The 16,789-nt window shown below is 50.4% G+C and carries 18 protein-coding genes and 1 pseudogene; 9 read left to right on the forward strand and 10 right to left on the reverse strand.

Annotated features, from left to right (window positions below):
• The 9 genes and pseudogenes from C7K08_RS00760 to C7K08_RS00800 form a co-directional block, all read right to left on the reverse strand.
• Positions 1 to 285, reverse strand: a pseudogene (locus tag C7K08_RS00760) (photosystem II q(b) protein); the annotation flags it as partial.
• Between the two features lie 81 nt (positions 286 to 366).
• Positions 367 to 1,038, reverse strand: a complete 672-nt coding sequence (locus C7K08_RS00765; RefSeq protein WP_106498751.1) for a class II aldolase/adducin family protein — start codon at positions 1,036 to 1,038, stop codon at positions 367 to 369.
• 26 nt (positions 1,039 to 1,064) lie between these two features.
• On the reverse strand, positions 1,065 to 2,156 hold the full coding sequence (gene mtnA / locus C7K08_RS00770) for an S-methyl-5-thioribose-1-phosphate isomerase (protein ID WP_106498752.1): 1,092 nt from the start codon (positions 2,154 to 2,156) through the stop codon (positions 1,065 to 1,067).
• A gap of 52 nt (positions 2,157 to 2,208) precedes the next feature.
• Positions 2,209 to 2,733, reverse strand: coding sequence for a DUF1543 domain-containing protein (locus tag C7K08_RS00775; protein ID WP_106498753.1), 525 nt, complete (start codon positions 2,731 to 2,733; stop codon positions 2,209 to 2,211).
• A gap of 4 nt (positions 2,734 to 2,737) precedes the next feature.
• On the reverse strand, positions 2,738 to 4,000 hold the full coding sequence (locus C7K08_RS00780; RefSeq protein ID WP_106498754.1) for a SufS family cysteine desulfurase: 1,263 nt from the start codon (positions 3,998 to 4,000) through the stop codon (positions 2,738 to 2,740).
• 2 nt (positions 4,001 to 4,002) lie between these two features.
• Positions 4,003 to 5,181: a SufD family Fe-S cluster assembly protein gene (locus tag C7K08_RS00785; protein WP_161955789.1), complete on the reverse strand. Its 1,179-nt coding sequence runs from the start codon at positions 5,179 to 5,181 to the stop codon at positions 4,003 to 4,005.
• Positions 5,168 to 6,010, reverse strand: a complete 843-nt coding sequence (gene sufC, locus C7K08_RS00790; RefSeq protein WP_241536941.1) for a Fe-S cluster assembly ATPase SufC — start codon at positions 6,008 to 6,010, stop codon at positions 5,168 to 5,170. Before sufC ends, C7K08_RS00785 begins: the two co-directional genes overlap by 14 nt.
• A gap of 48 nt (positions 6,011 to 6,058) precedes the next feature.
• Positions 6,059 to 7,534 (reverse strand): Fe-S cluster assembly protein SufB, encoded by a 1,476-nt coding sequence (gene sufB, locus C7K08_RS00795; RefSeq protein ID WP_106498756.1) that lies wholly within the window; start codon positions 7,532 to 7,534, stop codon positions 6,059 to 6,061.
• Positions 7,534 to 7,890, reverse strand: coding sequence for a ferredoxin-thioredoxin reductase catalytic domain-containing protein (locus C7K08_RS00800; RefSeq protein WP_106498813.1), 357 nt, complete (start codon positions 7,888 to 7,890; stop codon positions 7,534 to 7,536). The genes sufB and C7K08_RS00800 overlap by 1 nt, the downstream gene beginning before the upstream one ends.
• 142 nt (positions 7,891 to 8,032) lie before the next feature.
• Here C7K08_RS00800 and C7K08_RS00805 point away from each other — a divergent pair, with 142 nt between their 5' ends.
• The 8 genes from C7K08_RS00805 to C7K08_RS00840 all read left to right on the forward strand — a co-directional run bounded on the left by C7K08_RS00805 (position 8,033) and on the right by C7K08_RS00840 (position 14,529).
• Positions 8,033 to 9,121 carry a class I fructose-bisphosphate aldolase gene (locus tag C7K08_RS00805; protein ID WP_106498757.1) on the forward strand — a complete coding sequence of 363 codons (1,089 nt, stop codon included), beginning with the start codon at positions 8,033 to 8,035 and terminating at the stop codon, positions 9,119 to 9,121.
• Between the two features lie 15 nt (positions 9,122 to 9,136).
• Entirely contained in the window at positions 9,137 to 9,775 is a 639-nt protein-coding gene (gene sufR / locus C7K08_RS00810) for an iron-sulfur cluster biosynthesis transcriptional regulator SufR (RefSeq protein ID WP_106498758.1), read from the forward strand.
• A gap of 10 nt (positions 9,776 to 9,785) precedes the next feature.
• On the forward strand, positions 9,786 to 10,376 hold the full coding sequence (locus C7K08_RS00815) for a phycobiliprotein lyase (RefSeq protein WP_106498759.1): 591 nt from the start codon (positions 9,786 to 9,788) through the stop codon (positions 10,374 to 10,376).
• Positions 10,377 to 10,486: 110 nt separating this feature from the next.
• Positions 10,487 to 11,245 carry a phycobilisome rod-core linker polypeptide gene (locus C7K08_RS00820; protein WP_106498760.1) on the forward strand — a complete coding sequence of 253 codons (759 nt, stop codon included), beginning with the start codon at positions 10,487 to 10,489 and terminating at the stop codon, positions 11,243 to 11,245.
• 126 nt (positions 11,246 to 11,371) lie between these two features.
• Positions 11,372 to 12,460: a DUF4912 domain-containing protein gene (locus C7K08_RS00825; RefSeq protein ID WP_106498761.1), complete on the forward strand. Its 1,089-nt coding sequence runs from the start codon at positions 11,372 to 11,374 to the stop codon at positions 12,458 to 12,460.
• A gap of 4 nt (positions 12,461 to 12,464) precedes the next feature.
• Positions 12,465 to 12,647, forward strand: a complete 183-nt coding sequence (locus C7K08_RS00830; protein WP_106498762.1) for a hypothetical protein — start codon at positions 12,465 to 12,467, stop codon at positions 12,645 to 12,647.
• Positions 12,648 to 12,697: 50 nt separating this feature from the next.
• Positions 12,698 to 14,110: a phospholipase D-like domain-containing protein gene (locus C7K08_RS00835; protein ID WP_241536942.1), complete on the forward strand. Its 1,413-nt coding sequence runs from the start codon at positions 12,698 to 12,700 to the stop codon at positions 14,108 to 14,110.
• A 2-nt stretch (positions 14,111 to 14,112) separates the two neighbouring features.
• Positions 14,113 to 14,529 carry a hypothetical protein gene (locus C7K08_RS00840; protein WP_106498763.1) on the forward strand — a complete coding sequence of 139 codons (417 nt, stop codon included), beginning with the start codon at positions 14,113 to 14,115 and terminating at the stop codon, positions 14,527 to 14,529.
• Here the strand turns inward: C7K08_RS00840 and C7K08_RS00845 are convergent.
• On the reverse strand, positions 14,526 to 14,870 hold the full coding sequence (locus C7K08_RS00845) for a hypothetical protein (protein ID WP_133165131.1): 345 nt from the start codon (positions 14,868 to 14,870) through the stop codon (positions 14,526 to 14,528). The genes C7K08_RS00840 and C7K08_RS00845 overlap by 4 nt on opposite strands.
• A gap of 56 nt (positions 14,871 to 14,926) precedes the next feature.
• On the opposite strand from C7K08_RS00845, the gene C7K08_RS00850 reads away from it, so the two are divergent.
• The gene (locus tag C7K08_RS00850; protein WP_106498765.1) at positions 14,927 to 16,579 is read left to right on the forward strand and encodes an alpha-D-glucose phosphate-specific phosphoglucomutase; all 1,653 of its coding nucleotides are present in this window, start codon (positions 14,927 to 14,929) and stop codon (positions 16,577 to 16,579) included.
• The last annotated feature ends 210 nt before the right edge of the window (positions 16,580 to 16,789 follow it).

Below are 16,789 nucleotides of genomic sequence, written 5' to 3' on the forward strand. Positions count from 1 at the left end.
TGGGTAGAAGTGAAGGCCGATGGCGTTGCTGGAAGGCACAACAGCGCCGGAAATGATGTTGTTGCCGTAGATCAAAGAACCAGCAACGGGCTCGCGGATGCCGTCGATGTCAACGGGGGGAGCTGCGATGAAGGCAACGATGAAACAGGTGGTAGCAGCAAGCAGGGTGGGGATCATCAGAACGCCGAACCAACCCACATAGAGGCGGTTGTCGGTGCTGGTAACCCACTCACAGAACTGCTGCCACGCAGAAGCGCTGGAGCGCTGCTGAATTGTGGTTTGCATGAGTTCGGGGAGAAACTAGGGAAGATGAACGGTTATCCGCCCACTGAATCGTAACGGAAGATTGCGCAATGTGTGGATTCTCTAAGTATTGRCTGCTTGCCAGTTGAGTCCGCCGTAGTTCAGCCCTGCCATCTGCTGGCGCACCCGCTCCATTTCCCGCTCCTCWAGCAATGCTGGTTCACCGAGCTGCAAAGCCTGCAAATACATATGGGCAAGGGTTTCCACCTCAACCGCCAGGCTTAGGGCCTGATCAAGGGTTGCGCCCAAGCTCACCTGGCCGTGGTGGGCCAGCAGGCAGGCCTTACGTTCCCGCAACGCTTCAAATACTGATTCACTCAATTCCTCCGTGCCAAAAGTGGCGTATGGGGCACAGCGAATCGAATTACCACCAGCCATTACAACCATGTAGTGAAAACTGGGTATGCCTCTGCAATGGCAAGAAAGGGCAGTGGCATGGATTGAATGGCAATGCAGCACAGCTTGCTGCTCAGGCCTGTTAGCCAAGATATGGGCATGGAGCCGCCATTCAGAAGATGGTCGCCGTTCGGTTTGAGCTTCAACTAACGGCTTGCCACTGAAATCAATTGCCACMAGATCAGCTGGCAACATSTGCTCGTAGGGCAGGGAGCTGGGGGTGATCAACAACCCGCCCGGGATGCGAGCTGAAAGGTTGCCAGAAGTGCCCTGGTTAAGCCCCGTGCCATTAAGTCGCCTTGCTACTTCTACCAGCTCCTGGCGCAAGTCACTAAACAAGGAGGTAAAAGCAGATTTATAAAACGTTAATTGGCAACTGCATACAACCCCCTCAACCCAGCCTCAGTGGCAGCTGCCACGCCTCGCTCCGTGATCAATGCWGTAACCAAACGCGCTGGTGTTACGTCGAAGGCAGGATTGAAAGCTTTGCTGCCGGTGGGCGTTAACTGAACAGTGCAGATTTCAGCGTTWCCAGCAACCCCTTGAATATGGGTTACCTCCAACTCAGACCTGGCCTCGATTGGGATCTCGGCTACGCCATCGCCAATACTCCAATCAATTGTGGAAGCTGGTAAAGCCACATAAAAAGGCACACCGTTGTCGTTTGCAGCCAGAGCTTTCAAATAGGTGCCGATCTTGTTGCAAACATCACCATTGCGGGTGGTGCGGTCGGTGCCAACGATCACAGCATCCACCTGGCCGTGCTGCATCAAATGGCCGCCGGCATTGTCAACGATCACCGTATGGGGCACACCCTCCTTTGCCAATTCGTAGGCGGTGAGGGATGCCCCCTGGTTGCGGGGGCGGGTTTCATCCACCCAAACATGGATATTCAAGCCGGCGCGGTGGGCCTTATAAATCGGTGCTAACGCCGTACCCCAATCAACAGTGGCAAGCCAACCGGCATTGCAATGGGTGAGCACGTTGAGCTGTTGGCCTGGGCGRGCTGCTGCCAGCWGCCTAAAAAGCTCAAGGCCGTGCTCGCCGATGGCTTCGCACATGGCCACATCCTCTTCAGCAATTGCCGCCGCTTCKGCCTTGGCYGCCGCAGCTCGCTGATCGAGGGGSAAKGGCTGCACCTTGGCTCGCACCCGCTCAAGGGCCCAACGCAAATTGATGGCGGTGGGGCGAGTGGCATTGAGCTGCTCAAATGCAGCTTCTAAGGCTGCATCACTGGAATCAACCTGCAGGGCGAGCATCAACCCGTAGGCACCAGTAAYGCCAATCAAAGGGGCRCCCCTAACMACCATGGTGCTGATGGCAGCCGCTGCTTCGGCGCAACATCCAAGTGATTTTGTTTTGAACTGATGGGGCAGCTGGGTTTGATCGATCACACCAACCGACCTGCCGCCCTCCTCTAGCCAAATTGTGCGCCAGGGTGAACCATCGATATTCATAGAAACAGAACTATTTGCTATGGATTAATCCTAACTGCCAATTAAATTCAGCTCATATCAAGCGGTAGCCAAACCAATCGGGCACCTGGGCCTGATTGCGGCCCTGGGGATCGAGATTTAGCTGCACATGCMAAGGGCCATCTGATCCAATTTCAAGCTGCTGGATGGCTAAGCAGTTATCAATGGAGCAGAGATCATCTTTRTGTTGCAGGTGTGCTCCAGGCAACCAATGGCGCTTAGCTGAAGCCTTAGCMGCCTGGGCTGAGGGAGCCRCAAGYACTCCAAAATGGTGGAGCTCAGCTAACGATTCARAGTTGTATGCACCCATATTAACAAACCARAGTTGCTGATCAAGATTTTTTGGCGCTTCACTGCTAAGGCTTACCGCATAACCATCAACAAATTCCACAGCCATGTAGGCATCGATATGTAAACCAGAGCGAGCACCAAACCACTGGCGTTTTAATTCTGGATAAGTAGCTTCAATCGTATCGCCAGCAACAAAGCGRACGTCGTGGAGTTCAATGTTACTTTTTRCAGTTCGCCCCCCTAGTACAACTAAAAAGAGACGTGCCATATTTTCAACTGTGCTCTTTTAAAAAAGCAATACTGCTTGTTAATTCTGCCAAAAACTGATCAATTTCAGCGCTGGTGGTGGTGAAGGCAAGGCTGGCCCTAGCAGAAGCGTTTATACCCAAAAGTCGATGCAGTGGTTGGGTGCAATGGTGACCACTGCGAATGCAAATACCACTGGCATCGAGCAAAGCACAAAGGTCGTGGGGGTGAGCACCCGTTACCACAAAACTGGCAAGGGCCCCACGATTTGGTTGTTGTTCAGGGGTGGGGCCAAGCAACTGCAAATCCTCAATGCGTGCTARGCCATCCCATAGCTGAGCAGTTAATTGCTGCTCCCAAGCRTGRATTTGAACTAAACCAATATCCGCTAAATAATCAAGGGCGGCACCCATGCCAATTGCTTCGCCAATGGCGGGCGTTCCCGCCTCAAACTTATGGGGCAGCCCTGCCCAAGTGCTRTGGCTAAGGAAAACCTCATCAATCATTTCGCCACCACCCAAGAACGGTGGCGCTTCTTCAAGTAATTCACGCCGCCCCCAAAGAAATCCCATGCCGGTGGGGCCGCATAATTTGTGGCTAGAAGCCACCAACCAATCACACGCTAAAGCTTGCACATCGACAGGTATATGGGCAACACTCTGGCAAGCATCAACCARCACCTTGGCACCAACAGCATGGGCYAACTCAACCAAGTTGGCAATTGGATTTAAGCAACCCAGGCTATTACTTAGCTGAACAAGCGGTACAATTCGAGTGCGCTGATTAAGCTGGGCGCGAAAATCATCAATATCCAATTCTCCATTTGCAGTAATGCCAACATGGCGCAAAACMGCTCCAGTGCGGTTGGCCACCAGTTGCCACGGCACTAAATTACTGTGATGCTCCATCACTGATGTGAGAATTTCATCACCGGGTTGCAAATTTGCATTAGCCCAAGTGCAGGCAACTAAATTGATCGCCTCAGTAGCATTGCGAGTAAAAACAATCTCAGCGGAATCGTTAGCGCCAATAAAKTTAGCCACTTTAGTTCGCGCCGCTTCAAATGCATCGGTAGCCCTTGCACTGAGGCTATGGGCACCGCGGTGAACATTAGCATTRTCATGGCTGTAATAATTATTTAAAGCATCTAATACACGCTTGGGCTTTTGACTGGTTGCCGCATGGTCGAGATAAATAAGYGGTTTACCATTTATGGTTTGATTCAATACAGGAAAATCGCCTCTACAGCGCTGGGCCAAATCATTAACAATGGCAGATTGTGTGTTCATGGCTATAAAGATTGTTTTAGCAGATCCCAGCTGCGGGCAAGGGCAGGCATGGAATTAATAATCTGCATGCAAAAACCTTTTTTCAATAGGGCAACCGCCTGTTCACGTTTAATCCCACGGCTTTGCATATAAAACAATTCTTCGTCTGCCAAACTACTAATTGTTGCGCCATGGCTGCAACGAACATCATCTGCAATGATTGCTAGCTCTGGCTTTGCGTCTACTCGGGCGCGATTACTAAGTAACATATGACGACTTAATTGAGAAGCATCAGTGCCCTGTGCCAACCTTGGCACCTGCACCGAGCCATTAAAAATACTGTGGGCAGAATCATCAACCAAGGCTTTTTGCAGCTGCTCAAGGCAACCGTTTGGGCCATCAAAACGCACAGAGCTATGTAGATCAATGATTTGATCTAGATCCGCAATCGCCAAATCTTTTAAACAGGTGTGGGCAGCACCATCGGTTTGCTGAACCCGTGGCTCCTGACGGGCCAAGGCCCAGCCATGCACAAAGGCGCTGCGTTCATAGCGGCTAGAGGGAGCTTGCTTAACTTCGGCTCCACTTAATAAAACTGCCCCCTCAGCTCCGCTGAGGCTKTGGGCTTCAAGCAATTGAGCAGCATTRCCTAGATCAATAATAGAAGTAAAAAGAATTAAACTATTTTCACTGCTTTGTAGCTGCACAAATAACTCTAAAGAAGCACCATCAGCCAASTGAATTTGAAGATGTGGTGTTAATAATGCGTTGGCCTCTCCGGGATTTAGCAGCAATTCAAGCCGTAGGGATTCACCAGGCTCCAATTGCAAATTCAAGGCTGGACCAGCCAACACATCCCGCAACTGAAACACCCAAGCACTATCGGCGCAGGCCCCTCCCCTGGGTGCGCTTTCAATCTCTAATCCGGTGGGGGGCTGAGCGGAGCCGGGCGCAAGCACAAAGTTGCAACCATTTTGAGCAAGCATTAAACGCACCACCCCTGRCTCMACAGCTGGATKGGCAACAGCTTGGGCSGCTCCCCTCGGCTTGAGCAGAGCAGGAGTGAGGCCGGTGAGGGGAGCAATATCTGTAAATCTCCAGGGCTCTAGGCGCCGATGGGGCAAGCCCTGCTGCTGCARTTGATCAATTGCTTGCTCTGATCCACTGCCATGGGCYTGGAGGAAGTGGTTAAGCCAGCTCATGCTCCGCCTCCCCAATCGCATCAGCCCTAGAACTGATGCCAGCTTCAACATCAATCCAGTCGTACCCTTTGCTTTCCAGTTCAAAGGCAAGTTCAGGGCCGGCGGTGCGCAAGATTCGACCATGGGCCATCACATGCACRAAGTGAGGCGTTACTGCTTCGAGCAACCTTTGATAGTGGGTAATCAACAGAGTTGCATTATTGGGACCAGCTAAATGATTCACTCCCTCTGCAACAATGCGCAGTGCATCTATATCTAAGCCAGAGTCAGTTTCATCAAGAATTGCAAGGGATGGCTCGAGCAAAGCCATTTGCAGWATTTCGTTGCGCTTTTTTTCTCCACCGGAAAAGCCTTCATTCAAGCTTCGATCCAAAAAGGATGGATCCATCTGCACTAATTGCAAACGTTGCTGCAAATGATCTTCGAAACTAAATGTATCCAACTCCTCCAGGCCAAGGGCAATGCGCCTGGCRTTAGTGGAAACCCGCAGGAACTCCAAATTGCTAACTCCWGGTATCTCAACCGGATATTGGAAACCTAAAAATATGCCTGCCCGTGAACGCTCCTCTGGGGCCAATTCTGCCAGATCCCTACCCTGGAAACGAATAGAACCAGCTGTAATTACATAGGAAGGATGGCCAGCAATCACCTTAGAAAGAGTACTTTTTCCACTGCCATTACGACCCATCAATGCATGAATTTCACCARCCCTCACCGTTAGATTAACGCCGCAGAGAATTTCCTGATCAAGTTCATGATCAACAACKCTTGCCCTGAGGTTGCTAACTTCCAGCAGGGGGGGATTTGGGGTGGTGGTGGTAGCCGTCACAGGTTAAATATCAAAATGAATGGGRAAATYAGAGTTGCGTTAGGTCCGYTAACCAACGGAMCCCTCCAATTTGAGGGCAAGCAATTTATCTGCCTCRGCYGCAAACTCCAAGGGGAGCTGATTAAAAACATCACGACAAAAGCCGCTAACCATCATTGAAACCGCCTCTTCAAAGGAAATCCCCCTGCTTTGCAGATAAAAAAGCTGATCSGCTGAAATTCGGCAGGTGCTTGCCTCATGTTCAATTGTGGAATCAGGTTGCTGGGAGCGTATGTAAGGGAAAGTATTTGCTGCAGCCTTGTCACCAATGAGCATTGAATCGCACTGGCTGTAATTACGGGCTCCGCAGGCCTTGGGGCCAATTTGCACCAAACCCCTATAGCTATTRGAAGACTTGCCGGCACTTATTCCCTTGCTAACAATKGTGGAGCGAGTGCGGGCACCCACGTGCAACATTTTTGTGCCCGTATCAGCTTGTTGATGGTTGTTGGTGAGGGCAACAGAATAAAATTCACCAACTGAATCATCACCTACAAGCAGGCAACTGGGATATTTCCAGGTAATTGCAGAACCTGTTTCCACTTGGGTCCAACTGATGTGGCTACGGGGTCCCTCACAAATCCCACGTTTGGTAACAAAATTGTAAATACCACCCTTACCTGATTCATCACCAGCATACCAATTTTGAACGGTTGAATACTTTATTGAAGCATCGGYATGGGCAACTAGTTCAACTACGGCTGCATGTAATTGATTGGTATCAAACATCGGTGCAGTACAACCTTCCAGATAGCTCACCGAAGCCCCCTCTTCCGCCACTATCAAAGTGCGTTCAAATTGACCTGTATCACCACTATTGATGCGAAAATAGGTGGAAAGATCCATGGGGCAGGCAACCCCTTTGGGAATAAAAACAAAGGAYCCATCACTAAATACAGCTGAATTTAATGCAGCGAAATAGTTGTCTCCAATGGGAACAACCGAACCCAAATAGCGTTCGATTAAATCCCTATGCTCATCAACAGCTTCTGTGAATGAACAAAAAATTACCCCATCTTCGGCGAGTTTTTCCTTATAGGTAGTGGCAATKGAAACGCTGTCAAACACCGCATCAACAGCTACGTTTGAAAGACGTTTTTGCTCACTTAGGGGTATTCCTAATTTCTCGAAGGTTTCCAATAGCTTTGGATCAACTTCATCGAGGCTTGACTTTTTTTGCTGCTGTTTGGGAGCAGCGTAATAAATTATATTTTGGTAGTCAATCTTGGGATAACCCAAAGCGGCCCAATCCGGCTCCTCCATGCGCTGCCAAACGCGAAAAGCCTTSAGCCGAAAATTCAATAGGAACTCTGGCTCATGCTTTTTTGCTGATATTAGTCGCACCACATCTTCATCTAAACCCTTGGCGATTTTATCGGTTTCAATATCAGTTACAAAGCCGTAGCGATAGGGCTGTTGAACCAGATCGCTGAGCTCTGAGCCAAGGCTAGAAGGCGGCGTAATTGGGGAGGAGGTTGCGGTCATTAGCCGGTGGTGTGGGCTTGGATTTCTTCAATAGAGATTGTTTGCTGTTCACCCCTAAATGGATTGTCTTCAGTGAGAAAAAGCATGCAGTGACATTCCTTGCGCTCGCGCATTGGCACACAGGGGCAATTCCARAAGGCCTGCTCTACTTCCGCCTGCTTGTCTTCATAGTGACGGCAGGGGCARAGGGCACCACCCAGGTCGTCTTTATGGCGAGCCAATCCCTCAAGCACAACGGCCGTAACGCCAGGATCGCTGCARAAATAGGTGCCGGTGCGTTGGGCATAGGTTTCGGCAAAACGCCGAATCACCTCAAGACTCTCTGAAACGGCTGGAGTGTTTGTGTCGTGAGCCATGGGGCTATGGGCGAGGGAATTTACGAAACACCCTGGTTTCCTATACCAAGGGTAAAGCAAGGGTATGACCCGCCGCGACCTTTCCCTTAACTGAAAGCTGCTTTTGGCGCCATAGCTTGCAGTTAAGAGCTGATCCAAATCCATGGTTACCCAATCCGGGCTGCCCCAAGTTTCCATYGAAGAGCTGCTGGGTGATGAGGCGGAACTTCTGCTCCATAGCCAAGCCAAGGTGCCTCAAAAGCTTCTGCACCTCCCCAGCGCCGATGGAGTGAGCCGTCTTTTTGCTTGTTCAGATCGCTCCCCCCAGGTTTTGCGCAGCATTCAACAGCTCTATGGCGCTGGCAGGTTGGCCCATACGGGCTATCTATCAATTCTTCCGGTAGACCAAGGAATTGAACATTCTGCAGCCCACTCKTTTAGCCCAAATCCCAGTTACTTCGACAGTGAAGCGATCATTGAACTGGCCGTGGAGGCAGGCTGCAGCGCMGTTGCTTCAACCCTTGGGGTGCTGGGTTCCGTGGCGCGCCGCTGGGCCCATCGCATCCCTTTTTTGGTGAAGCTCAACCACAACCAACTCTTAACAGCGCCCAATAACCACGAGCAAATCCTGTTTGCATCGGTAGATCAAGCATGGAACATGGGGGCCGTTGCCGTGGGAGCCACCATTTATTTCGGCAGCGATGATTGCAACCGCGAACTACAACARGTTTCCGCTTTATTTGAGCAGGCCCACCAGCGGGGCCTGGCAACCGTTCTCTGGTGTTACTTGCGAAATCCCCTTTTCAAGCAAGCCGATGCCGATTACCACCTAGCCGCTGATCTCACAGGGCAAGCTAATCACCTTGGTGTAACCATTGGAGCCGACATAATTAAACAGAAGCTTCCTGAAAACAATGGGGGCTATCGGGCCGTGGAGAAGGCCTTAGGCGAGGCCTATGGCATGACAGATGAACGGGTTTACAGCGAACTAAGCAGCGATAACCCCATAGATTTGTGCAGGTATCAAGTGCTCAATTGTTTTGCAGGGCGGATCGGCCTGATCAACAGCGGCGGGGCGGCGGGGCGCAATGACCTYCATGATGCCCTTCGCACCGCAGTAATTAATAAGCGGGCTGGTGGTTGCGGCTTGATAATGGGCCGCAAAGCTTTCCAACGCCCACTAGCTGAGGGTGTTGATTTGATTCAGAGAGTACAAAACATTTACTTGGATTCCGCAATTGCAGTTGCTTGATGCCAGGCTGGATCCATGACCAGCAGTTCCCCAGCCACCACCCATGAAGCGGCGCTTACTTTGCTTCTGCGTCAAGGCGAAGCAAGCGCTGGGGAATTGGCGGAGCAGCTAGAGCTTTCAGTGCAGGTGATGCGCAGGCATTTGCGCAGTTTGGAGGATAAGGGCCTAGTTGAAGCCAGCCCCCAAGCCATCGGCAGGGGAAGGCCCAGCAACCGCTGGCGACTTACCAGCGCCGGCAGGGGGCACTTTCCAGATGGCAGTGAACACTTTGCCTTGGGTTTATTGCAATCGATGAGTGAAAGCCTCAGCCCAAGCCAGGTTCAAAGTTTGCTTTACAACCAGGCCGAACTGCTGGCCAAGAGCTATCGCAGTCAAATTGGCAATGGTGCCCTTGGCCAAAGGCTGGAAAAATTGGTGGAGCTAAGGCGAAGGGAGGGGTATGTGGCTGATTGTGAGGCAGAACCTGGTGGCCCTAACTGGATGCTGCAGGAATATCACTGCTCGGTATCTAGGGTTGCGGAGGCATTCCCGGTAATTTGTGATCAAGAACTGCAATTAATGCGTAAAACTTTTCCCGATTGCGCCGTTGAGAGGGTGCATTGGAAGCTTGAAGGGGGCCACGCCTGCGGTTTTCGGCTCCAACCTCTCACCTGAAGCAATTTCCATGGATCAAATCGATAACGCCCTCACTTTTTTTCGTTTAAGCGCTGGTAGCTGGCGCTCCCAACGCACCAGCCACCATCTGCTGCATCGAAGGGCTGAAGCAGGGGGCTCCTTAATCGAAGTGGCGATGCTCAGCCCCGATGATCCGCGCCTAGTGGCAATGGCCAATCTGCACAACCAAAACCMCAGCGAGGTGGTTGGCGGCTGCCACGTGCGCTGGGGGGGATCGATGGCATGGGATAAACATGGTGAAGCCCATGAGGGTGAAAGCATGTTTGCCCTGATCCCCACCGACACTGAAGGCAGGCAAGGGCTATTGCTGCGGGATCGGGGCTATGCCGAAACCGCTCCCGTGGCCGGAAATTTTCGCCTCGACCAAGAGGGGAGCCTTTGGCTAACAACCAGCTACGAAACCATGGCAAGCGAAGAACGCTTTTGGTTTGTGAGCCCCAATATCCGCCTGCGCAGCAGCACCGTGGAGGGCYTATCCAACACAGCATCCCTATGTATCGAAACCAGGCTTAACGGCGGTCAGCAAAGCAGCACATCCAGCTCCAGCAATGGCATTGCTGCTTCTTTGCTGGGCTGGTGAAGCAATTGCAATCAGCTCTGGAAGGTTACGGACTGTGAGTGCCGTGAACTACAAAAGCTCCCAGGGACTGCCCTACTTCTACGATCATCAACAACGGATGCTGATCACGCGTGGCCCTGCCCCTTCTCTCATACGCTCCCACCACTAAAAATGCCCGAGTAGAGCCCTTCCGGGTGGGATCGGATGAAGATCCCAAGGCTGTTGCACTTGATAGAACCCTCGGTCGTCAAGAGCTGGGTTTCGTGATTGAAGCCGCCTATCGCCAAATCTTTTTCCATGCATTCAAGGTTGATCGGGATCGCTTCCTAGAAAGCCAGCTGCGCAACGGACAGATCACCGTKCGTGATTTCATCCGCTCCCTTTGCCTTTCAGACACCTTTAACCGCAGTTTTTACAACCTAAACAGCAACTACAAGGTGGTTCGCCACCTGGTGGAAAAACTTTTGGGCCGCACCACCCACGGCAAAAGCGAAGAGATCGCCTGGGCTGCAGTGATCATGACCCGAGGGGTRAAGGGCATGGTGGACGACATCATCAACAGCGATGAATATCTCAACGCCTTTGGCTTTGACACGGTTCCTTTCCAGCGCAACCGCGTGGTGGGTTCCCGCGACCTTGGTGAAACTCCCTTCAACATCACCAGCCCCCGCTACGACGCCTACTACCGAAAAATCCTTGGTTTTCCCCAAGTCGTTTACACCGGTACCCCCCGTGCCCTGCCCCCAAGGGCTCGCCAAAGGCGCGGTGGTTACCCAGAGGACTACATGCCATGGGTACGCTCCCTGCCCGCCATGCGCACCGCTGCGCCCGCCGGTGAAATCGCTGAAAACTTCCTTGCGAAGGTGCCTTACCGAAGCATCGGCCGCTGAAAACAGCCGCTCAAATCAGCGATTTTCGAGGGTTAAGAATCAGCGATTGCTGACCAGGCAGCCCAAGCCGCTTGTGGGATTTGGTTACTAAAGCCAAAGTGATCCCAAACCAATCCTTTAATCGTGGTGAACCAAACGCTTTCGTCACTAGCCCGTCTAACCCTGCGGCAGTTGCGCCGTGTGGCCAGTGACCTAGGTGTTGGGCTCTACAGCCGTAAATCCAAGGAAGAGCTCCTGGATGCCATCAGCAAGCAGCAGGAGTTCAGCACAGGTCGCACACGGCTTGAAACAGCAATCTCCTTGGCTGAGATGGAAACCAGCCTTGGTGATGTTCCCCTTCCATTAGCTGAAACCAGGGTGGTGTTTCTACCCAGGGATCCTCAATGGGCCTATGTGTTTTGGGAGATCTCCAGCGATAGCAGAAATGCAGCAACTTCAGCTGGTGCCCGCCAACTGTGCCTGAGGGTTTCTGATGTAACCGGCCTGCAGAGCGGAGCAAGCCACCCCCACACCCTGCAAGAAGTGGTGGTTGATAGCAATGCAACCGAGTGGTATCTACCTGTACCCCTGAGCGACCGCGATTACCGCGTTGAGCTGGGCTTTCGCAAAACTGATGGCGGTTGGTTCTCCTTAGCCTTCTCAGCTGTTGCAAGGGTTCCAGCCTTGCATCCCAGTGAACAAATTCTTGATCAATTTGTTCCCTTCTCCCTGGATGCAGCTCCCACCACCCTGCCAGCCCCCATGGAATCTGGCGACAGCAGTCTCCATGAGCGCCTCTATCAAACTGCCACTGTTCGTTGGCGCAAGCTGGGCCGCGGTTCAGAGGCATTCCATGAAATGGATGAAAACAATTCCTCCCTGCACGGCTTGAATGATTCAGGGATTGGCCGGTGGGCTAGTGGCCGCAATGAGAGTGGCATTGGTGGTGTAGCCCCTCGCCAACGCTCTTTCTGGCTGGTGGCTGATGCAGAGTTGATTGTTTACGGAGCCACTGAACCATCAGCAACCCTTTCCATTGGAGAAGAGGTTGTACCACTCTCAGCGGATGGCACATTTAGGATTCAAGTTCCCTTCCGTGATGGCAAGCAGCTCTATCCAATCAAGGCCGTTGCCGCTGATGGTGAACAAAGCAGAAACATCACCCTTGAGTTTGAGCGCACCACCCCAGAAGACAACAGCAACACCCCAGGACAAGCAAAAGCAGAGTGGTTCTAACTAGGTGCCCCTAAAAAAACTGCTTGTATTAGGTATACCCCTTGCGGGTTCATTAACGCTGCCTTTGGCAGTGCCCCTACTCATGAAGCAGGCGGGCATAGGAGCTGGAGTGGGCTTGATATTAGTGGTGAGTTGCCTTTGGTTTGCCTTAATGCTTCGTTTTGCAGAAATGCCTGAACACAGCTAGACAATAAAACCCCAATAAGGGGAATACTGTAAGTATTCGCACTCAGGAGATTGCTTGTTAAAAAAATAAACCTCAAGCTTTTAATCTGCGTTACAACTGCGCTAATTGGAGCTCTTAATACAGGCTGCTCGGCCACGGCGAGCTACCTAGCAAACRAGCAACAAAATATAGATCAACCAGAGGGGATAGAGGTTAGGTTTAATCAACTTAGCCAAGCTGAATACMAAAGCCCAATCAACGGGAGGAATCGCCCCGGTGACAACCTTGAACAATTCATTCTAGAAGCTATTAACGGYGCCAAAGGTGAGGTTTTAGTTGCTGTTCAAGAATTATCACTGCCAAGAATTGCAAAGGCATTAGCTGCAAAACATCGAGCCGGCATCAGGGTAAGAGTGGTAGTTGAAAATCAATATCGCAAACCGTGGAGCAAATTGCATGCGGCAGGGCTTCCAGCCCATCAGCAACAGCGCTTGGGGCAATTGGCAGCCCTGGCCGATGCAAACAATGATGGCAGGCTAAATGCAGAAGAAACCCTCAATGGAGATGCAATGGCCCTGCTTGAAACAGCTGGCGTGCCATTGAAAGACGACACAGCAGACAACAGTAAAGGCAGTGGCCTAATGCACCACAAATTTATGGTAATAGATCAAAAGCATGTAATCTTTGGATCAGCCAATTTTAGCAATTCAGACATCCATGGAGATGCAGGGGCTGGGCACACAAAAGGGAACACAAATCACTTAATCAAAGTAAATGATCAGGCCCTAGCTCAAATATTTAGGGGGGAGTTTGAAAAACTCTGGAATAATCAATTTGGCATCAACAAGGAATCAGGTTCCACTCAAGAAGCGATGGTGGGAACGGCTAAATTACAAGTTCTATTTGCACCCCACAAGCGAAGCAACCCAAGCAATGGATTAGCAATAATTGCAAATACTTTAAAACAAGCAAAAGAAAAAATTGATTTRGCACTATTCGTATTTTCAGCCCAAGAGCTAACAGGGGTTTTAGAAGAAAGGGTAAGGGCTGGTATAAAATTAAGAGTATTGGTTGATCCTGGWTTTGCCAGTCGKAGCTATTCGGAACTTCTTGATATCATGGGAGTGAGCCTTCCTGATAAACGCTGCAAATTAGAAGCAAAAAATAAGCCTTGGCAAAAACCATTAATGGCAGTTGGCATACCCAAATTAGCTAACGGAGATAAATTACATCATAAATTAGCKGTAATTGATGGCAAAACTGTTATCAGTGGTTCATTTAATTGGAGCCCCAGCGCCGCCCATGGCAATGATGAAACCCTAGTAATTATCCATTCGGCTCAACTAGCTAGGCATTTCACAAGGGAGATCGATCGTCTTTGGGGAGGGKCAAACCTTGGGATATCACCTGGATTGGAAAAGAAATTGCATAAAGCTGAGCGATTCTGTGGCAAAGTTATGGCCAATAGGGAAGTTTCTCCGTAGCCATGGCAAGATTTTTTTTGGTTTGCCTCAGCTTATTCGCCYTTCAAKTGGCCCCTGCCTCCGCCCAACAKGCCAAGAGCGCAAAACAGCTTGAGGCGGAGCTGGAACCTYTAACCAAAACAGACCTCAAACCAACCTTTGATGCCGTGGTGGAATGCGCCCAAAGGAACCAAGATGCCGGCTGCCAAGCTGCAAGAATTTTGGCCGATAAATTACTAGACAAACCTTTCCTAACAGCCTTATGCAAAGACACTGCATTTACTATCACCATAAAGGCAAAAGTAGCCGCAATCAACAACTTTGATCGCAAGGAACTATTGYTGAACAAGGCAACAGATTTACTACAACTCTGCGTTAAAAAAGAACAGGAAAAACCAGCTRCCCCAGCTGAAACAGGGCCCGGCATCAAAAAGCGCTAGGGACTTGATGTGAGTTTTAAGAACTGCTGGGCTGCATCATCCAATCCCGCCAAGGGAGGCACCGAAGACATCACAAATTTGTCTGCAAAATTACAAACTGGATCCTTGCGACCGGAGGCATCACAACTGTTGGATAGCTCCACCATTGCATTCATTAATTTTCCTTGTAGGCACCCCTCAGTGCCAGTGCGGCCAAGCACCGCCTCGGTTGCTTCCTTAACTTTTAAAAGCGCTTGAGGGTATGCCGGTTCAACAGCGGCATGGGCTGGCGCAAACAGCAAACTGAAWATAAGTGCCAGTGGAAATAAGCAGGCTGGCTTTAACCAAAAAGGATTCCGCATATCCACTTGCCCTGTTTGAACAAACTTTAGGATAACCAAGCGAGCTAGAGAATCCATTGACAGCACCCCAAAGCCCTGCAATCGAAAGAATCCAGCTCAGCCAAGCTTTTCAAGACCAAAAACCGGGTACTTCGGGCCTACGCAAAAGCGTTAAGCAWTTTAGCCAGSCCCACTACCTAGAAAGCTTTATTGAATCAATCCTGCGGGTGCTGCCAGGGGTGCAAGGGGGAACCCTTGTGGTGGGTGGCGACGGACGCTTTGGGAATAACAAGGCAATTCAAGTGATCGCCCGCATGGCAGCTGCCCATGGCATTGCTGAGTTGATACTCACCACCGATGGAATCCTCAGCACTCCAGCTGCTTCCCATYTAATTAGAAGTAGAAATGCAATTGGCGGAATCATTCTGAGCGCAAGCCACAACCCAGGCGGCCCCGATGGTGATTTCGGAGTAAAGCTCAATGGCGCAAACGGCGGTCCAGCCCCTGAATCCCTAACAAACGAAATATATGAATGCAGCAAATCCTTGGAAAATTATAGCATCTCTGATCTTCCCAATCTATCATTAAATCAAGCCCAAAAATATACATATCCAGGCTTTGAGGTGGAGGTAATAGATGGAATAAACGATTACTTAAAACTKATGGARAATTTATTCGACTTTGATCTTCTCAGCGGTTTACTTCRGTCGAATTGGCCGCTGGCATTCGACGCAATGCATGCGGTAACCGGCCCCTATGCAACTCAACTGTTTGAACAGCGCCTTGGTGCCCCCAGTGGCACAGTGCGAAACGGAAAGCCCCTTGAAGATTTTGGAGGTGGTCATCCAGATCCAAATCTCACCTATGCCCATGAGCTTGCAAACCTRCTATTAAATAGCGATCAATACCGATTTGGAGCCGCCTGCGACGGCGATGGCGATCGCAATATGGTTCTAGGGCAACGTTGTTTTGTAAACCCTAGCGACAGCCTTGCAGTTATTACAGCAAATTCGTCTCTGGCGAAAGGTTATGCGGAAGGCCTTGCAGGTGTAGCCCGCTCGATGCCAACCAGTGCCGCTGTAGACCTAGTGGCMAAACAACTTGGTATCCAATGCTATGAAACGCCAACGGGCTGGAAATTTTTTGGKAATTTACTAGATGCCGGAAAAATAACTATTTGCGGGGAGGAGAGTTTTGGTACGGGGAGCAACCATATCAGGGAAAAAGATGGCCTCTGGGCTGTGTTGTTTTGGTTATCCATACTTGCAAAACGCCAATGCAGTGTTGCWGATGTTATGAGCGACCATTGGAATCAATATGGCCGCCATTATTATTCTCGCCATGATTATGAAGGCGTTGATAGYAATCRMGCTCACAGCATCTACCAGGGCCTACACGATCGCCTTGGCAGCCTAAAAGGTGAAAAGTTTGCTGATAACACCATAGCCCTGGCAGATGACTTCTCCTATGCTGATCCAGTGGATGGGTCAATAACTWCTGGGCAGGGATTAAGAATATTGCTTGAAGATGGAAGCAGRATAATATTACGTCTTTCTGGCACTGGCACCCAAGGCGCCACATTAAGGCTATATCTTGARCGTTATGTATCAACGAAAGGGAATTTACATCAAGATCCCCAAATGGCCCTTGGGGAAATGATYAAAGCAGCAGATAATCTTGCTGGCATAAGCAAAGGYACGGGAATGAATAAACCAACTGTTATMACCTAAATCCCAYACAAATGAACCTAGTTAGAAGCATCACGGGATCKGGCCATTAAAGCAAGCTGGCGAATTATTTCAGCCCATAATCCACAAATAGCCGCACCAACTACCACTAAAATAAAATTATTTATTGGAATAGGTTGCAAAAGAGTGCCAGGCACTCTTGCAGCCCTGTGSCCAAAACCCAACAGCAAAGCAGCCATCATTGAGAATAAA

It is taken from the genome of Synechococcus lacustris str. Tous, assembly GCF_003011125.1.
GTDB classification, from domain to species: Bacteria; Cyanobacteriota; Cyanobacteriia; order PCC-6307; family Cyanobiaceae; genus Synechococcus_D; species Synechococcus_D lacustris.